The 19,140-nt window shown below is 45.3% G+C and carries 14 protein-coding genes; 10 read left to right on the forward strand and 4 right to left on the reverse strand.

Annotated features, from left to right (window positions below):
• The first annotated feature begins 20 nt into the window (after positions 1-20).
• The 3 genes from BZA03_RS00570 to BZA03_RS00580 all read left to right on the forward strand — a co-directional run bounded on the left by BZA03_RS00570 (position 21) and on the right by BZA03_RS00580 (position 3,485).
• A complete protein-coding gene (locus tag BZA03_RS00570; RefSeq protein ID WP_110287702.1) occupies positions 21-611 on the forward strand; it encodes a DUF938 domain-containing protein in 591 nt (196 codons plus the stop codon).
• Positions 612-690: 79 nt separating this feature from the next.
• On the forward strand, positions 691-975 hold the full coding sequence (locus BZA03_RS00575; RefSeq protein WP_014948660.1) for a pyrimidine/purine nucleoside phosphorylase: 285 nt from the start codon (positions 691-693) through the stop codon (positions 973-975).
• A gap of 488 nt (positions 976-1,463) precedes the next feature.
• A complete protein-coding gene (locus tag BZA03_RS00580) occupies positions 1,464-3,485 on the forward strand; it encodes a methyl-accepting chemotaxis protein (protein ID WP_039223026.1) in 2,022 nt (673 codons plus the stop codon).
• A 135-nt stretch (positions 3,486-3,620) separates the two neighbouring features.
• Here the strand turns inward: BZA03_RS00580 and BZA03_RS00585 are convergent, their stop codons facing one another.
• Both BZA03_RS00585 and BZA03_RS00590 read right to left on the reverse strand, forming a co-directional pair.
• Positions 3,621-4,508, reverse strand: coding sequence for a LysR family transcriptional regulator (locus BZA03_RS00585; RefSeq protein ID WP_039223024.1), 888 nt, complete (start codon positions 4,506-4,508; stop codon positions 3,621-3,623).
• 17 nt (positions 4,509-4,525) lie between these two features.
• Positions 4,526-5,494 carry a hydrogen peroxide-inducible genes activator gene (locus BZA03_RS00590; RefSeq protein ID WP_014948663.1) on the reverse strand — a complete coding sequence of 323 codons (969 nt, stop codon included), beginning with the start codon at positions 5,492-5,494 and terminating at the stop codon, positions 4,526-4,528.
• A gap of 158 nt (positions 5,495-5,652) precedes the next feature.
• Between BZA03_RS00590 and BZA03_RS00595 the strand changes: the two genes are divergently transcribed.
• From BZA03_RS00595 to betI, 4 genes are all read left to right on the forward strand, one after another.
• Positions 5,653-6,306: a carbonic anhydrase gene (locus tag BZA03_RS00595; RefSeq protein ID WP_014948664.1), complete on the forward strand. Its 654-nt coding sequence runs from the start codon at positions 5,653-5,655 to the stop codon at positions 6,304-6,306.
• 11 nt (positions 6,307-6,317) lie between these two features.
• Complete coding sequence (locus BZA03_RS00600; protein WP_014948665.1) at positions 6,318-7,955, forward strand: SulP family inorganic anion transporter; 1,638 nt, start codon at positions 6,318-6,320, stop codon at positions 7,953-7,955.
• A 253-nt stretch (positions 7,956-8,208) separates the two neighbouring features.
• Positions 8,209-10,632 (forward strand): TonB-dependent receptor domain-containing protein, encoded by a 2,424-nt coding sequence (locus BZA03_RS00605; RefSeq protein WP_110287703.1) that lies wholly within the window; start codon positions 8,209-8,211, stop codon positions 10,630-10,632.
• Between the two features lie 73 nt (positions 10,633-10,705).
• Positions 10,706-11,281: a transcriptional regulator BetI gene (betI, locus tag BZA03_RS00610; protein ID WP_069943918.1), complete on the forward strand. Its 576-nt coding sequence runs from the start codon at positions 10,706-10,708 to the stop codon at positions 11,279-11,281.
• Positions 11,282-11,508: 227 nt separating this feature from the next.
• On the opposite strand, the gene BZA03_RS00615 is transcribed toward betI, so the two are convergent.
• Together BZA03_RS00615 and BZA03_RS00620 are read right to left on the reverse strand one after the other, a co-directional pair.
• Positions 11,509-13,584 (reverse strand): M13 family metallopeptidase, encoded by a 2,076-nt coding sequence (locus BZA03_RS00615; protein ID WP_110287704.1) that lies wholly within the window; start codon positions 13,582-13,584, stop codon positions 11,509-11,511.
• Complete coding sequence (locus BZA03_RS00620; protein WP_110287705.1) at positions 13,574-14,899, reverse strand: GNAT family N-acetyltransferase; 1,326 nt, start codon at positions 14,897-14,899, stop codon at positions 13,574-13,576. The genes BZA03_RS00615 and BZA03_RS00620 overlap by 11 nt, the downstream gene beginning before the upstream one ends.
• A gap of 118 nt (positions 14,900-15,017) precedes the next feature.
• Here BZA03_RS00620 and BZA03_RS00625 point away from each other — a divergent pair, with 118 nt between their 5' ends.
• The 3 genes from BZA03_RS00625 to csrA all read left to right on the forward strand — a co-directional run bounded on the left by BZA03_RS00625 (position 15,018) and on the right by csrA (position 18,697).
• Positions 15,018-15,476 carry a regulatory protein RecX gene (locus BZA03_RS00625; protein WP_014948670.1) on the forward strand — a complete coding sequence of 153 codons (459 nt, stop codon included), beginning with the start codon at positions 15,018-15,020 and terminating at the stop codon, positions 15,474-15,476.
• A 297-nt stretch (positions 15,477-15,773) separates the two neighbouring features.
• Complete coding sequence (gene alaS / locus BZA03_RS00630; RefSeq protein WP_014948671.1) at positions 15,774-18,371, forward strand: alanine--tRNA ligase; 2,598 nt, start codon at positions 15,774-15,776, stop codon at positions 18,369-18,371.
• A 134-nt stretch (positions 18,372-18,505) separates the two neighbouring features.
• On the forward strand, positions 18,506-18,697 hold the full coding sequence (csrA, locus tag BZA03_RS00635; RefSeq protein ID WP_012517705.1) for a carbon storage regulator CsrA: 192 nt from the start codon (positions 18,506-18,508) through the stop codon (positions 18,695-18,697).
• Positions 18,698-19,140: the final 443 nt, after the last annotated feature.

The raw sequence follows: 19,140 nt of genomic DNA on the forward strand, positions 1-19,140 counted from the left end.
TGATTAGGCAGGTAACGTGTATGCAAATCGAAAAGCCTTTTAGTCAGGCTTGTGAGAACAACAAGCGCGCCATTTTGAGCGTGCTTGAACGTAAATTTGCCAATTGCCGACAGGTATTAGAGATAGGGAGTGGAACAGGTCAGCACGCCGTATTTTTGGCTGAGCATTTGCCCCATCTTATTTGGCACACAAGCGACCAACCACACTATCACGAAGGCATTGCCGCGTGGCTGAGTGATTCAAATACGGGGAATGTGAAACCTCCTATAGCATTCACCGTTGGGCAAGATGACTTTCCCAACCTCGACATAGACGGCATTTTTACGGCAAACACCGCGCATATCATGCAAAAAGAAGAGGCGAAGCTACTCATGGAATCAGTAGCGTTGCGCTTACCCAAAGGGGGCGTATTCTGTCAGTATGGCCCTTTTACACATAGTGGTAAGTTTACTTCTGAAAGTAACCAAACCTTCCATACTTCGCTTTTAGCGCGTGGTTATGGTGGCTACCGCGATATCAATGAGCTTACTGCTTGGGCAGGCGAGTTAAGCTTGCAAGAAATAATCGACATGCCCGCCAACAACCATATGCTTATTTGGCAAAAACGCTAAAGAAGTATCAAGGCTGCAGCACTTTGCTTTAAAAACAGTTGAAGCAAAGAAAGTCAGCACTCACATCAAAGGAGTAACTATGAGCTTTAAAGTAAACCATTATTTCGACAACAAAGTGAGCTCGATTGGGTTTGAATCTGCAAACGGCCCTTGTACCTCAGGCGTAATGTCGCCGGGTGAATACACATTTTCTACCTCTCAAAAAGAGCTGATGAAAGTGGTTGAAGGTGAGCTTGTGGTAAAGCTACCGGGAAGTGACGAATGGCAATCTTTCGCAACGGGTACCAGTTTTAATGTGCCTGCCGATGCATCTTTTGACGTAAAAGTGTCTACGCCTACCGCTTATCTTTGCTTTTACAGCTAATTCTTAAAAGCGTTTAATTCACTCTGTATTTAAACTTTCGTAGAATTGACTTTCAGAGGTTGTAAAATTTCTCTGTATATCTCAAAGTATTAGAAGTGCAAGCGAGCTCGGCTCACTTGCGCTTTTATACTAATAAAACTAAACCTGAAATGTGTGCGAATTATCAGGGCCTGTTGACCTTTGATGTACGAATTATGGTCTAAATGGAAGCCTTTTAATCGCGAAACAGTCCTGCAAGCCTAATGGGCTAAGTTAAAGGGCTGTGACAAAGAGTAAAAGGCTTCCATAACGACCCCTTCGGGCAGCGCCTTTGTGCCATCTATACTGCGTTGAATGTTTTCGACTTAGAACCACTAAACCGTCAAACATCCGCCTTGTCTAGATGGCACAAAGACCGCTGAAAAAATGTACAACAAAGGTCAGCAGGCCCTAGTGCTGGAATACACTTTTCACACGTTGTGGCGTTTAGTAAACAATGAGAAGTACAAATGAAATCCATATCACTCCAAAAAAAGTTCATGCTTATCGTTGGCGGTAGCATAGCTTTGATGTTACTCATTACGGCGTTTTTCTTAGTCAATACCGTTGCAGATAACACCCGCAGTCGCGTAGAAAAAGAGCTTAAATCCTTAGTTGCACGTGAGGCTAATGACGTTGAAGGCTTCTTCGCAACCTATGGCGGCGTTGCTAGAGCGTTCCTAAGTAGTCCTTTTCTACAAGATTTTTTTACGCGCCATAACACGCGAGGAGCGCCCGAAAGCCAACTGGCTCAATCCAAAGATATCTATGCCACATTTGAGGGCATCAGCAGTCAAGATCCCATTATTAAATCGGCGTTCTTTGGTTCAGCTAAGACGGGTGAATACTTCTATGAAGAGGGCCGAGTCGGCGTCGACACTTCGGGTCCTGATGCTGGCAATCCTAACGCCGGTTACTTTGCAACTAAGCGTCCGTGGTTTACTACTGCCGTTGAAAAAGGAAAGCTATATGTAACGCCTCCTGCTGTCGATTCCCAAGATGGAAGCGTATCTGCAGTAGTACAAACCCCGATATACAAAAATGGAGCGTTACTAGGCGTTGGCGGTGTCGATATTCTTATTAGCACGGTGGGTAAGGTCATAGATGCCATTCGTTATGAAGAACAAGGCACGGCTTTTTTACTCGATGAAAACCAAAACATTGTTTACTTTCCAAAACAGAGCAAAGCGTTGCCACTAAGCTCCTCTATTCGCAACTTTGACAGCGTGTTTGATAGCACTGAAGGGTTTGGCAAGTTGGCAAGTAATATTGCGGCTAATGAATCTGGTATTGTGCACGTAACCTGGAAGGGGGAAGACTATGTTGCGGTTTTTGAGCACGCTCAGTTAACTAACCCACAAATGAATTGGTCGCTGGGCATTCTTATCCCTGCAAGCATCATTGATAGCCCTATAAATAATGCAATTACTACGGCAATTATCGTCGCCTTTGTGATTATTGGATTAATAGCGCTTATTACTTATTTTGCGAGTGCTAAAGTCACTCAGCCTTTGGTCGAAATGCGCAACGCAATGGCGGAAATAGCGCATGGCGACGGCGACTTAACCAAGCGTCTGGAAGTTAAGAGTAACGACGAAATCGGTGCGCTTGCCATAGAGTTTAATACCTTTACCGATAAACTAAGATCATTGCTAAAAGATACTGCCGCTAACACTAAGGCTGTTTCTGATGCAGCGGATCACCTTCGAGATGTGAGTCACGCGACTAGCAAGGAAATTAACCAAGAGCGTAGTCAGGTGGACAATGTGTCTACGGCAGTGACGCAGATGGCTGCTACCGTCGTTGAAATTTCAAAAAATGCGGCACAGTCCAGTGACGCTGCGACTAAAGCAGATGAATTGGTACAAGCCGGCAGTGAGCAAGTGCAAGATGCCATGAGGGAAATTCGCGCGCTGGCTGACGCCATCAGTCAGGGTGTTGAAGTTGTGGGCGGATTGAGCAAAGAGTCAGATAGCATCGGTGCTGTAGTCGATGTAATTAACAGCATTGCTGAACAAACTAATTTGCTGGCATTAAACGCTGCCATTGAAGCGGCGAGAGCCGGTGAACAGGGGCGCGGCTTTGCCGTTGTTGCAGATGAAGTTCGCTCATTAGCAAGTCGTACACAAGAATCGACGACTGATATACGAAAAATGGTAGAGCGATTGCAGGCGATGTCTGAGCAGACCAACAGTGTTATGCAGGAAGGACAAACCCGTTCTCAATCTGGTGTCGATAAGACAGAGAAAGTGGTCGAAACGCTTAAAGACATTACCCAGTCTATAGGTTTGGTTCACGAGCAAAGTACTCACATAGCACTGGCGACCGAGCAGCAAACGGAGGTGGCGCAAGATATTAATAAGTCGCTCGTAGCTATCACTGGTTTAAGTGATAAAACTAGTCAGCATGCAGAAGAGTTAGCTGTGGAAGCTACGCAGCTAAGTGCCGTCTCTGGTGACTTAAAAGAATTGGTGGGGCAGTTTAAAATTTAGCGCCATTCATACCGTTAACCGCGCATAATGCGCGACAGTCTTTAATTAGAGCGTTGTCGCTTGCCAACATTGTTGGCAAGCGAATTATTTTATTCCCTAGTTTGACATAAGTTTCCGAAATACAGTTTGGAAAACCTATGGCTTGTGCGTTTGCGAAAGGGCAATGAAATCATCTACAAACCCCAATACGTCCTGCGCTTTTCTATGACCCAAGTACAGCGTTTTTGATACGCCTTGTTCACCAAGCGACCGACAAGTCAGGAGATCGCTTTCTTTTGATTCATCAATTAACCATTTAGGTAGCGCAGTAACACCACGTCCCGCTGCTACCATTTGTAAGATGATCTCTGTGGTTTCAATCGTTTTATGTTGCCTCACTGTGCAATTGGCAGGAGTAAGAAAATGCGTGAATACGTCCAGTCGACTGAGTTCTACGGGGTAGGTGATAAGGGTCTCATTGCTTAAGTCTTTCGGTGTAACAAATGGTTTCTCTGCCAAAGGGTGGTGCTTATCCATTACCAACACTTGTTCATATTCGAACACTGGCGTGTAGGTAATGGTTTCAAGTGAAAGAGGGTCTGGCGTGAGCAATATATCAATATCGTACCCGTGAAGCGCTTGTAAACCGCCAAAAGAGAACGCGCGGCGTACATCTACATCAACATCTGGAAAGGCTTTCAAAAAAGGCGCCACTACCTTGAGCAACCATTCAAAACACGGGTAGCACTCCATCCCAATACGTAATATGCCCTGTTTACCATCGGCGAATCTGCGTAATTGGGCTTCAGTATGCTCAAACTGGGGTAAAACTCGGTGAGCTAAGCCCAATACACTCTGACCCGCCTGAGTCAGCGTGAGTCTTCTGCCGTCTTTTTTCCAAAGCGGTACGTCAAAATGGGCTTCCAACTTTTTCATTGCGTGACTTAACGCTGACTGGGTTAGAAAAAGCGATTTTGCCGCTTCTGTCATCGTGCCTTCAGCATCTATCGCTCTTACTATTCGTAAATGTTGTCTATCAATCATAATAAATTACAACCAGTTTAACGTTTTTGAAGAGGGCTTGGGGCAGCACTGACTATAGTCACGGCGTCCGACAGGCGAGTTTCAATTATCTCTTTTATGATAATTGATATTTCTCTAAAGGTCTTTCGCCCAGGCGCAGTGTTTCTCCACGCTAATGAGTGCTGACGCTCAATAGGCATATCGGCAATCTCACACACGTGTAACGCTTCAGGCTTGTGCAACTCAGAATGAATATAAAGCCCTGGTAGGAACGCTACACCCATGCCCATTACCACCATTTGACGCAAAGTATCGAGGCTGGTGCCCTCATAGTCACGCTGTAAATCTGCCCCAATCTCATCGCAAATGCGCTGCACTTGATGATGAAAGTGATGTCGGTCTTCGAGTGTTAACACTTTCTCGCCGCTTATTTCTTCTGGCTTAACATAGGCTTTTCCTGACAATTTGTGATCAGAAGGCGTGACGAATTTTAAAGGCTCTTTGAAGAGTGGTTGCGTGATTAATTGAGAGTTTTCGCCCGAAAGTGGGGAAAGAATTAGGTCATATTCACCACGCAGTAGACCGTGTTGCAATGCGTTAGGGGCGCCTTCTCGAACATAGAAGCGCAAGCCGGGCTTCCGTTTGTGCAGATCTGGTAGCACAAAGGGAAGTAAATAAGGCCCTAGTGTTGGCGGTATCCCTAACCGGTAGGTTACAACTTCACCCTCGGACAAGTCTCGTGCAATTTCGCTGAACCGTTGAGAGGCCTGCAGCACCTCTTCCGCTGCATCAAGCAAGGCTTTACCTTGGGGAGATAACAGCGTTCCCGTGCGTGATCGTTCAAAAAGCGTTAGCCCTAAGAGGTTTTCTAGCGCACTGATCTGACTGGTCAGAGTAGGCTGACTAATTCCCAGTATTCCCGCTGCTTGCCTGAAGCTTAGGTATTTAGCCACTGCAACAAAATAGCGGATTTGGTTAATTGACGGGGTCTTTCCGTTGAATTGCATGGTGAAAATGGCTCTCTCTTACTATGCTTATGGGTAGTGTTACGTAAGCAGTGATAGTATTTAGCTATCGCGAGTTAGTATATTAAACTATTAATCTATCAGGTGAAACTGGCGTAATTACATAATCATTACAATTATTAAAAAATTGGGAGTTATATATGGATCACGTTATCTCAGGTGTTGCCAAATTCCAGAAAGAAGTTTACCCAAACAAAAAAGCTACGTTTCAAAAACTAGCTACTGGGCAGAACCCTGAAGTGCTTTTCATTACGTGCTCTGATTCACGTATCGACCCGAACTTAGTAACACAAACTGATCCGGGTGAGCTATTTATCTGCCGTAATGCGGGCAACATCGTACCTCCTCACAGCAACCAAACTGGTGGCATGACAGCGTCTATTGAGTTTGCAGTTGCTGCACTGGGCGTTTCTCACATTGTTATTTGTGGCCATACTGACTGTGGTGCAATGAAAGGCGCCATCAACCCTGAAGGCTTAAGTGCGCTACCGCATGTAAAAGAGTGGCTAGGTCATTGCCGTGTTGCAACTGAAGTTGTTAAAGAGCGCTGTGGCCATTCAGACCTTTCTATTGACGATCTAGAAGCGGTAACGAAAGAGAACGTTGTTCAGCAAATTCAGCACCTTCGCACTCACCCTGCTGTTGCTGCAAAAATTGCAACAGGTCAGGTTAAACTTCACGGATGGGTTTATAACATTGGTTCAGGTGAAGTGCTTTACTACAACACTGAGTCTGGTGAATTTGATGTAATGGACGAGTCTACTGCCGAAGCACAACTTGCTCGCGGTGAATAAGGTCTATAACTATGGTAAAAATTAACCTTTCAAACCTACGAGGCGATTTTACCGGCGGTTTAACAGCCGGTATCGTTGCTTTACCACTGGCGCTTGCACTTGGTGTAGCGTCAGGCTTAGGCCCAATGGCGGGTCTGTACGGTGCTATTGCGGTTGGCTTCTTTGCCGCACTTTTCGGTGGTACACCAGCACAGATTTCTGGTCCAACGGGGCCTATGGTTGTTGTTCTTGCAGGCTTGTTCGCAAGTCTGTCAGGCGACGCCAGCCTTATATTCACAGCTGTGATATTGGCCGGTATATTCCAGATTGTTTTTGGTGTCCTTGGTGTTGGCCAATACATTCGCCTGGTGCCTTACCCGGTAATATCGGGCTTTATGTCGGGCATCGGTGCAATCATCATCATTCTTCAAATCGGCCGCTTACTGGGCCATGAGCCGCCAGGCGGAACAATCGGCGCATTGACATACTTGCCAACCGCGCTTGCCGATATTGATTTTGCAACCTTAGCGTTAGGCCTTGGTACCTTGGTTATTGCCTACAAATGGCCACCGCAATTAGGCAAGTATGTGCCTGGCGCACTGGCTGCACTTATCATTGGCACGCTTGTAAGTTTAGCGTTGTCTGTGCCAATTCTTGGTGATATCCCGACGGGGTTACCTAGCCTTCACCTTCCAGTATTTGACCAAAGCAAAGCACTGCTTATTCTTGAAGCCGCGTTTATTCTAGCTGTGCTGGGAGCCATCGATAGTCTACTTACATCTCTTGTTGCTGATAACATGACGCGTACCCGTCACGATAGTAACAAAGAGCTAATCGGCCAAGGTATTGGTAATACATTTGCTGGTCTTATCGGCGGTATCGCAGGTGCAGGCGCAACGATGCGTACTGTTGTAAATATCCGAAGCGGTGGTAAGTACAACATATCAGGCATGGTACACGCGCTAGTTCTTCTAGCAATTGTGTTAGGTCTTAGCCCGCTAGCAGCGCAAATTCCTCACGCAGTTCTTGCTGGTATCTTGGTTAAAGTTGGCTTAGATATCATCGACTGGAGTTACTTGAAGCGCGCTCACAAAGGCCCACGTTGGGACTTCGGCCTAATGATTATGGTGCTTGCGCTAACGGTATTTGTAGATCTGATCACAGCAGTTGGTGTTGGCGTGGTATTCGCAGCATTAGCTTACGTTAAGCAAATCGCACAGCTGCAAATTGAAGAGCTTAAGAAAATCCCTGAGTCGTTAAACGACCCTAAAGAAAATGAGCTATTGGAATCTCTTAAAGACAAAGTATCAATCTTTAGTTTTGGCGGACCACTAAGCTTTGGTGCGGCTGCCGATTTGGGCCACCACGTTCGTGAGCGAGTGAAACCGGGTTCTAAAGTCACCATTTTAGATTTCTCGCGCGTTCCACTTATGGATGTTTCAGCTGCGATGGCAGTTGATACAGTTACCTCAGATGCACTAGCGGCAGGTCGTCAGCTGGTTATTTGTGGTGCTAATGCAGAAGTCAATAAGGTGCTTGAGGGCGTAAACGAAGCGCACCCCGGTATCCCCAACTTTGACACGCTACACGACGCCTTGCTTTACGCAGAAAAGCAAGTAGCCGGGACTGAAAGCAAAAACACTCGTTTTCAAGCCGCAACGCAGTCGTAAAGTAATATCAAGGTAAGATAAACCTTTCCCTTTTGGCCCTCCTTAGTGAGGGCTTTTTTGTGTCTGTTAGGCAAAGATTTCTTTGCTAAATTTCTGGGGCCGTTTATAGCTGATGCGTGTTTACTTGGATGTCATTGAATAAACAAACATGGAAAATGTTTTATTAATTGATTGTTCAATTAAACTTAACGCTACTGTAACAATTCCTACCTAGAGTAGTGAGTAAACATTACACAACTACTTTGGGAAACACATGAAAACACACAATAAACTCTCGTTAGCTGTACTTGCAGCACTTTCGTCTATGACTACACCTACAGTGGCGTGGGCAGAGGAAGCAGAGCGTGCTGACGAAGAGCGCATAGAAGAAATTACCGTTGTTGGGCGAAGCGTTTCTTACGCGAATAACGCAACGAGCGACGATATGTTTAAACAACAGGCTAATCTTAGCAGTGTGTTAGCCGCGGTTGATAGCCTGCCGGGTGTGCTTATTAACGAAGGTGATACCTTTGGGGCTGATGACTGGTCAACGTCTATTGTTATTCGTGGCTTTCAAGTAAACCTAAACGAGCAGCAAATTGGCATGACGGTAGATGGCATCGCCAACGGTAACTCGAATTACGGTGGTGGCGCGAAAGCGAATCGCTATATCGATACCGAAAACGTAAAAGGCGTTGAAGTTTCTCAGGGTACGGCGGATATCGCTTCCCGTTCACACGAAGCCTTGGGCGGCACACTGAATTTCACCACCATTAACCCGTCTGCGGAGCAGGGCTTAATAACCAGTGTAACTGCGGGTTCATTTGATGCGTCAAAATACTATGTACGCTACGAAACAGGCGAAATCTTTAAAGATACTTACGCGTGGATAAGCCTTTCAAGTCAAGAAAGTTCTGACTTTATGCAGCAGGCAGCAGAGAACACCCGTGATCATTTAGCCATGAAGTTTATCTCTACCGTTAACGACGTGTCTCTTACAGGTTACCTGTCTTACGACGATACCCACGAAGATAACTACCAGCGCATATACGGGCTGGCGCAATATGAGCAAAATCCTGATTGGGACCAGTTAACTGACGAGTGGACAGGCGTGCCTTATCAAGATCAGGCGTATCGTCGAGGTTGGTCTACCCTACGCGAAAACCTTTTCGCTTATTTACAGGCTGACTTTACTATTGGCCAGGTCGATTTTATGACTAACGTGTATTATCACAACAATGAAGGACGCGGCGAATGGGTTCCCCCCTATATTGTTGATATCACTGATGACGGAGCAGAAGGGCACTCAGAGCTTATTGTTGGAAATACGTTATTCGGTGGAGAGGAGCTGGGACAAATCTACTTTGTTGATAGACAAGGCAACCAGCTAAGCCCTATTGAGGGGTGTCAAAGCTCACTGACCTTCCCTTATGGTGGTGCAGGGGCAGAATATGACCCAGGCTGTCATGCGCAAGGCGCTATTCCTGTGGGCTCATATCGTCACACCCATTATGATAAAGAGCGTTTTGGCATTAATGCTGATGCTGTGTGGTACACCAAAATTGGTGATTTTGATAATACCGTACGTTTTGGTATTTGGTGGGAAGACTATGAGCGTGGCGAGTCTCGCGATTGGCATAAAATTACCAACTCGTCTATTAGCGTCGATTATGACAACGTGCCTTACTGGGTGCAGTACGACAGAACCTTCCCAGTTGATACCTTGATGTACTATGTGGGAGATGAGCTTGATCTAGGCTTTGCCCGCATTCGCGCTGGTGCCAAGAAGTTTAACGTAGATATCGAGAAAACGGACAACTTTGATTCAGCCAACAACTTAGCGGTGAATACTGACTCAGATACCTTATTCTCAGCCGGTATCGTTGCACCTTTACCCATTGAAGGAGTGGAAGTTTTCGCAGGTTACGGTGAGAACTTTGCGGCAATCAAAGATGCGCAACTAGAGCGCAACGATACTGACCTTCGCTTTATAAAGCCAGAAACAGCCGACAACATTGACGTAGGTTTCCGCTACTCTTCACCTGGCTTCAATGCCAGCGTGACCTACTACAATATTGAGTTTAACGACCGTATTCAATTTACCAGTAACGAAACCTCAGAGGGCATAGACTTTCTTGAAGCAGCCGCGGGTGGATACAAAAACGTGGGCGGTATTGAGTCTAGCGGTTTTGAAATTTCAGCAGACATTATGCTAACCGAAGAGTTCTCGTTGTTCACTTCTATTACCTTAAGCGAGTCAGAATATGTTGCGACGGTAGGTAGTTCAGGTACACAATACGATACACTTGACGATGCGCTGGCAGCCATCGCTGATCCTGAAAACCCTGAAGTGTCACTGGTAGCTATTGAAGGTAATACGGTTATCGGTACGCCTGACACTATGGCGGTAATTAGCCTTGATTGGGCACGCGATAACTACTTTGCAGGCCTGTCTACCAAGTACGTTGATAGCCGCTACCTGGATATTGATAATGCAGCACAAGTTGATGACTATATCGTTAGCGACTTCTATATTGGCGGCTTTATCGAAAACATTGGTTCAGGTGCTGAAGAGCTAGAAGTGCGTTTAACAGTAAACAACCTGTTTGATGAAGACTATGCGTCTACCATTGCACCAGGTGCATTTTGGATTGGCGCACCTCGCGCTGTTGCAGTCAACGCACGCTTAACCTTTTAATCGTGATATCATGCCTGCGGCGGCATTGTGCTGTCGCAGGTTATTTTTTAGATTTAAGGTTTGGAGTTGTAGCATGCCCAAGGTGGGAATGGAGCCAGTTCGCAAGAAGCAATTAATAGAAGCAACGCTAGAAGTGATGGCAGAAGTTGGCTATCACGGTACAACGATTAGCTTAATTAGCAAAAGAGCTGGGCTTTCTTCAGGGATAATCAGTCACTATTTTGGTGACAAGCAAGGTTTAATTGAAGCAACGATGCGCCACCTTCTCGATGCGCTAAAAATCACGCAGCGTATTGACGATCCCCTAGAGCGGATTGATTTCATTATTGAAAATAACTTTTCACAAACGCAAGGGGCGAGTTCCGCCACCAATACCTGGTTTAACTTCTGGGCGTTGTCACTACACAACGAAGGCTTGCATCGTTTGCAGTGTATTAACCACAAACGCTTAGAGCGTAATTTAGCGTTTAGTTACCGCAAGCTACTTAAACCTGAGCAGGTCAAAAACGCCGCTGCGTCTACCGCTGCATTAATTGATGGGTATTGGCTTCGTTATTCCATGGGCAGTGTGGGTAACGGTGATTTTTCAGAAGCTGTAGCCCGTTGTAAGCAATACGTTCGCGATTTAGTTGCCCAATACGGAAGATAAATAAGCAAACGGAAGTTAAACAAGTACTCGCGGCTGGCGTATAAGTACCACTGACGAATACTGATTAGAAAAATAAAAAGGGCGGTTCGAGATAAGTCGAACCGCCCTTTTTAATTATCTACACTTTCTAAATGAGCTATGCGGACTGGTATTAGCTGGCGCCAGATACAAATCGCTATCCGGCGCGAGAAGCTAGCATGTGCTCACTAAGTGCTTAACTCAATGAGTTACCAAATTCTTACGCGCTCTTCTGGCGCAAGATAAAGTGCATCACCTGGTTTCACGTCAAACGCTTCATACCATGCATCATGGTTTCTTGGAGCTTGTGCACGATAACGACCTGGCGCGTGTGTACCTGCGCGAAGTTGATTCAGCATGCTTTCTTCAGTGCGTTTTTCTTTCCACACTTGTGCCCATGCAAGGAAGAAACGCTGATCGCCTGTTAGGCCGTCAATTACCGGCGCTTCTTTGCCGTTAAGGCTAAGTTTGTAGGCGTGGTAAGCCATGGCTAGACCACCCACGTCACCAATGTTTTCACCCAAGCTGTTGCGACCATTTACGAAGTTACCTTCGATAGGCTCGTACTGGCTGTATTGCTCGGCTAGCATATCCGCTTTTTCTTCAAACGCTGCGCGGTCAGCATCGGTCCACCAATTGCGCTGAATACCGTTTGCATCTGACTTCGAGCCTTGATCGTCAAAACCATGTCCCATTTCGTGACCAATTACCGCACCGATTGCACCGTAGTTAACTGCCGCGTCGGCGTTTGGATCAAAGAATGGTGGTTGCAAAATAGCCGCTGGGAATACAATTTCGTTGAACGAGCTATTGTAGTAGGCGTTAACGCGCTGCGGTGTCATACCCCAGCGATTGCGATCCGTTTTCTCTAGCTCACGTTCTACCGATTGGTCTTGGAAGAATGTGCGTAGGTTTCGAACATTGCCTACTAAGTCTTTGTCGCTGATGGTTACGCCGTCGAAAGACTGCCATTCGTCTGGGTAGCCAATTTTAGGGTTAAATGCCATTAGCTTTTCTTTGGCATTTACCTTGGTTTCTTCGCTCATCCAGTCTAGGTTTTCAATACGCTCACCTAGTGCTGTACGCAAGTTCTCAACCAGCTCTGCCATCTGCTCTTTTGAGCTTTCTGGGAAGTATTCGTTTACGTAAATCTTGCCGATAGCAAAACCAAGTGACTCAGTACCAGACATTTGGCTCACTGCGCGTTTCCAACGAGGACGAGGCTCTTGCTGACCGCTTAGTGTACGACCAAAGAAGTCAAAGTTGGCTAGGTAGATATCTTCAGAAAGGAAATCCGCATTGTTTGAAATAGTGTGATATTTCAAGTACGACTTCCAATCAGCGAGATCAGCTTCGTTAATAATTTTAATAACGTCTTTTACTGGCTCAGGCTGTGTAATATTTAGCTCAGGTACCTTATAACCGGTTTGAGCAAAATACGTATCCCAATCAAAGCCAGGGTACTCGTCAGACAGCTTGCTACGTTCAATCTGGTTAAGAGTAAGATCGCGGTCACGGCGTTTTTCGCGAGGCCACTGAATTTCTGCAATTTGTGTTTCAAGGGCAAGAATGTTCGCCGCTTTTTCAGCTGCGTTTTCTTCGCCTGCAAAATTTAGCATCTGCTCGATGTGCGCTACATAAGCTTCACGAATTTTAACAAAACGTTCGCTATCGCTCAGGTAGTAGTCGCGATCAGGAAGGCCTAAACCACCAACACCAACACTTAATTGGTATTCATTTGGGTCAAGGCGGTTGTACCACATACCGCCGCCAATTGGCGTGGTTGAGCCTACTAACCAGCTGTTACCAAATGCTTTGGTTAGGTCAGTTTTGTTTTCAATGCTATCGATAGACGTGAGTACGTCTTTAATTGGCTCAATACCTTTCTCGTTGATAGTATCGGTATCCATATAAGCAACGAAAAAGTCGTGAACAAGCTTCTCTTCTGCATTTAGTGAAGACTTTTCCATTAGCCCATCAATGATGTTTTTAACTTGCTCTTCACTACGCTCTGCAAGACCCGTAAACGCGCCGTAGCGAGTTTTGTCAGCGGGCAGCTCGTAGTTGTCGTACCATGTACCGCTCGCGTACATGAAGAAGTCATCACCAGGTTTTACCGCTTCATTGCGAGCGGTCAAGTCTACGCCAAAAGAGCCTAGTTCCGCTTCGCCCTTCATTTCTGGCGCTTCAACATTGCTGGTTTGTTCTTGGGCTTGTTCAGGCTGACCGCAACCAGCAAGTCCCAAAGATGCCGTAATCGCTACGGCAAGAAGTTTATATTTCATCGTTTTTCTCGTTGTGATTATAAGTGTCGTCGTTAGGTGCAGTGACACTCGTTGTTTTTAAAGTAGGCACAAATTCCTTGTTAAACGGTAAAGCATTCCGTGCCTGATTAAAATAGCTTGCGATATGTGGCGTTTCTCGCTGTAAAAAGTCTGCTACAGCAGTGTGAAACGACGGATGTTGTAATTTGTGATGAGAACGGCAATAAATGGGCTCGAAGCCTCGAAGTATTTTATGTTCACCTTGGGTGCCGGGATTAAAAAGCGATAGCTTTTTCTCAATGGCGAATTCAATGCCTTCAAAATAACAGCAGGCAAAATGTAGCCCGTCTATTTCTTTCAGTGCTCCCCAGTATCTGCCATACAGTCCTGTCTCATCATAGAAAAAGAGGGCGCTGGCTACTGCTACCTTATTCTCTATTGCCGTCACTATAAGCATGTTATCGCTCATGCTCTCGACTAGCTGCTCGAAGAACGCATCGTTCAAATATCCCACGTGACCGCTTCGTTTTAAATAGGTTGCTTTGTAACACTTTGTGAAAAACTGCAGTGTCTCTGGACTAATCTCATTGCCAGTATGATGGGTAAAGCGGACGCCTTGCTCGTTCAGTTTACGTCGACTTTTCTTGATATCTTTTCTTTTGCGGGAGGTAAGCGCGTTAAGAAAATCGTCGAAATCACCATAACCGTAGTTATGCCACTGAAACTGAACTGCGTATCGGGTCAGGTAGTGGTTGGGAATACTGGGTTGAACTTTGAATTGGTCATTAGGCAAATCAGCGGCTAATGCACTGGCCTCAGGCTCGCCTTTACCAATAAGTTGAGCCGAGGTGCTTTCATTGGGAAATAGCCAATGAAAAGAAGATAAAGCCTCACCAAATACGGACTCTACATACGCTGTCAATGTATTTTCCAGTTCACTTAAAAGTGACGGAGTAAGCGCAATGTGTCCATCAGAAAGTAGTCTAGAGCCTGTTACGGGGGTAAAGGGGATGGCCGATATCCATTTAGGATAATAGTCGAGACCGTGCTGTGCATAAGCATTAGCCCATGCGTGGTCAAACACGTATTCACCGTAGCTGTGAGTTTTCAGGTAGCCGGGAATAACGAGATTAACAGCCTCATGCTGACCTTTCGCTATAGCAATATGGCAAGGCTGCCACCCAGATTCATTGCTGCACGAGCCGCTGCGTTCTAGCGCATGTAAAAATTCATAAGAAACGAAAGGACCCGATTCTTTTGCGAGGTATTGCCAGCGCTCTTTAGAGATCTGTTCAATCGAATCTATTATTGTTATGCGATAGTTGGATGCTGTCATGCAGTTTACATCATGTAGAGGTTAAGTGCGTAAAACGCTAGATAGTCGCAATGTACGAGTAATTAACGCTAAAATAACGCGGTTTCTACGTTTAATACAGAAGAGTAAGTTTACAAAAATGTCAGAGTTCGACCGAAAAATCATTACCGACGCGATTACTCGCATGCTGGCACGACGAGAGCATAGCTTTAACGAGATTATGCGAAAGTTGCAGCAGAAGGGAATAGCGAGTGATGCTTTCATGCCTATTCTGGAGGAATTCAAAGATGCTGATATCCAAAGCGATGCTAGATTTGCAGAAAGCCGAGCTCGCGCATTGTATTTAAAAGGGAAGGGACCCCGCGCAATTAAATTAGACTTACAGCAATACGGTGTAGATGAAAGTACTGCAGAACACGCAATGAGAGAGATTGACGCTGACTGGTTTGAAAGTGCTAAAAAAGTAAAAGAGAAAAAGTTTGGCGAGTTTTATGAAACCGAATTCGCGTTGAGACAAAAGCAGAAACAATTTCTTCAATATCGTGGCTTTTACCAAGATCACATTGAATATGCGGTAAGCGCAAACGAATCTAGCTAAAACGGCTGGTTTATGCTCATGTTTACCGACAAATAGATGCCGTTGGCGATTCGTTTTATGAATACTGGCTATTTTCGTCGATTTAAAGTGAAATTTGAGCCTATCTTCTCCCCGTTACACTTAACAAAATTGCGTTATCCATGGTATTGTTGCGCAAATTTGTGTGCATTTTAATTATCCAGAGAATTATAGCGAGGATAAGCGTATTGCGTATTCGCAAACTGCCCCGATTATAAAGCTCATTAGAACAGGCAAATCGCACGTTTCAAAAATAGAATAAAGGAAGTTAGGTTTTCAATGACATTATCAACTGCTGACTTACGTAACAAGTTTATCGATTATTTTAAAAGCCATGGCCACCAAGCGGTGGCGAGCTCGTCACTGGTTCCGGCAGATGATCCCACACTTCTTTTTACCAACGCGGGCATGAACCAGTTTAAAGACTGTTTTTTAGGTGCGGAAAAACGCAGCTATACCCGTGCGGTATCGTCACAGCGCTGCGTTCGCGCAGGTGGTAAGCATAACGACCTTGAGAACGTGGGTTACACTGCGCGTCACCATACCTTTTTTGAAATGCTGGGTAACTTCAGCTTTGGCGATTATTTCAAAAAAGAAGCGATAGAGTTTGCGTGGAATTTCCTTACCAAAGAAATTGGTTTGCCAAAAGAAAAGCTCTTAGTCACCGTTTATTCTGAAGATGACGAAGCTTTCGACATCTGGGAAAACCATATTGGTGTTCCAAAAGAAAAGATTATTCGCATTAGTACGTCAGATAACTTCTGGTCTATGGGCGATACCGGTCCATGTGGTCCTTGTTCTGAAATCTTTTACGATCACGGTGCGCACATTTGGGGAGGTCCTCCGGGAACACCAGAAGAAGACGGCGACCGCTTTATCGAAATTTGGAACCTGGTATTTATGCAGTTTAACAAACAAGCTGACGGTACCATGGAGCCACTCCCTAAGCCTTCAATCGATACCGGTATGGGCCTAGAGCGTATTTCCGCTATCTTGCAGAACGTGCACAGCAACTACGAGATCGACCTTTTCCAAAACTTGATCAAATCAGCAGCATCAATTGTTGGAAGCGAAGATTTAGAAAATAAATCGCTACGGGTTATCGCCGATCACATTCGTTCGTGCAGCTTCTTAATTTGCGATGGCGTTATGCCATCAAATGAAGGGCGCGGATACGTATTACGTCGCATTATTCGTCGCGCTGTCCGCCACGGCTATCAACTTGGCGCAAACGATATTTTCTTCTATAAGCTTGTAGCATCACTTGCAAAAGAAATGGGTGAAGCGTATCCAGAACTTGTAGACCAGCTACCGGTAATTGAAAAAGTACTACGTGTTGAAGAAGAGCAGTTTAGCAAAACGTTAGCCCGTGGTATGGCTATTCTAAACGATACACTAGAAACTCTAGAAGGCGACACAGTGCCGGGTGACGTAGTGTTTAAGCTTTACGACACCTATGGTTTCCCTACTGACTTAACCAATGATGTAGCACGTGAGCACGACCTTAAGATTGACGAAGAAGGTTTTGAAGCTGCTATGCAAGCACAGCGTGCCCGTGCACAGCAGGCTAGCAACTTTGGTGCAGACTACAATAGTAAACTCGCCATTGACCACACAACCTCATTTACTGGGTACACCGATGTAGAAGGCCAGGCGAATGTGGTTGAACTTATTGCCGACAATGCGTTTGTTGAGAAGCTTGAAGACGGTCAAGAAGGCGTTGTGGTATTAGACAGCACACCGTTCTACGCTGAAAGCGGTGGTCAGGCAGGTGACAAAGGTGTGCTTCGCGTGGCAAACGGTGAATTCATTGTTACTGACACCCAAAAAATGGGTAATGCGTTTGCACACAAAGGTATTGCTAAAGGTTCGGTATCTAAAGGTGATACGGCAACCGCAGCGATTGATGCAGCAAATCGTGAAGCCATTAAAAAGAACCACAGCGCAACGCATTTACTTCATGCAGCACTGCGTGAAATTTTAGGTGAGCACGTAACTCAGAAAGGTTCATTGGTTGAAGCGCCGCGCATGCGTTTTGACTTCTCGCATTTTGAGGCAGTAACGGCTGAGCAACTTGCTGAGATTGAAAGACGAGTTAACCAAGAAATACGTGCAAACCACACGTTAGCAACTGAACTAATGGATTTGGATGAAGCCAAAGCATCAGGCGCAATGGCGCTATTTGGTGAAAAGTACGACGAAAAAGTTCGCGTGGTAACCATGGGACCATTCTCTGTTGAGCTATGTGGTGGTACTCACGTTACACGTACTGGTGATATTGGCTTGTTTAAAATTACCAGTGAAGCGGGTATTGCATCGGGCGTTCGACGTATCGAAGCAGTTACTGGCGAGCATGCACTTGAAGTCGTGCAAACCCAACAAGCGACACTGTCTTCATTGTCTGCGTTATTGAAAACAGACAGCCAAAATGTACTTGATCGCGTAGTTTCTCTACAAAATCAGACTAAAGAACTAGAAAAAGCACTCAATTCTGCGAAACAAAAACTGGCGAGTCAGCAAGGTGCTGATATGCTTAGTAATGCAGTAGAGATAAATGGCGTTAAAGTTCTTATTGCGAATTTGGAAGGTGTTGAAGCGAAGTCATTGCGTTCAATGATGGATGACATTAAAAACCGAATTGGTGAAGGGATCGTAGTATTAGGTGTGGCTAATGACGCGAAAGTGAATCTTATTGCTGGCGTTACTAAAAACCTCACTAGTAAAGTTAAAGCGGGCGAGCTAGTTAACTTTGTCGCATCACAAGTAGGTGGCAAAGGGGGCGGTCGTCCAGATATGGCACAGGCAGGCGGTGACCAGCCTGAAAACTTGGGCCAGGCGCTAGATTCGGTTAACGCTTGGTTACAAGATAAGCTATAATTATTTTTGTGTATAACAGTGAGTTTTTGAAGTGACGCAGAAACATGGAATCACTGTCGCTTCCATCGGGTCGTGCCGATGGGTTGGCAAATCTTAATGGATGATGTTCAGTATTAAGGAACAGGAGCAAGCGAATGCTTATTTTGACTCGTCGAGTTGGTGAAACGCTTATGGTTGGTGACGATGTAACCGTTACCGTACTAGGTGTAAAAGGGAATCAGGTACGTATCGGTGTGAATGCACCAAAAGAAGTTTCTGTGCACCGTGAAGAGATATACATGCGCATTCAAGCAGAAAAAGGCGGTCAGCCAGGCTCTGCAGAATAATTGCATTATACGCTTCATTGGAAAAGGTCAGCTTACGCTGGCCTTTTTTGTTTTAAGTGAGTAAATCTTATCGGGCTTTAGCGCAAGCCTATTGTTTCTGTTCTATTTCGCCAGAAATGACGTTGTGATGTCTCGCGCTAACGACCAAGTTAAGTCTCTGGGTCGTGCACAGCTTTTTTCTAGCACAATGCCTTCTGGGTGGACGATTTTTAAATCGAGACATTAACCGCTTTATCTGAGATTTTGGAGCGTTTTTAAATAACTTAAGTAAGTAATACGAATCAGCGTACTTGGTTATGAACAAATAAATTCAAAACTTTTCGATATTATTTTTGAAAAATTGACTAAATTATTAAGGCGGGTCAGTTAAAACTGCAATGAAGCTGCGCATATTCAAATGCAAATTAACGAGCATCGTTAAATAAAATTCGGTTTAATTGCTT

Origin of the sequence: Alteromonas sp. I10 (genome assembly GCF_003201515.1) — a bacterium.
GTDB lineage: Bacteria > Pseudomonadota > Gammaproteobacteria > Enterobacterales > Alteromonadaceae > Alteromonas > Alteromonas macleodii.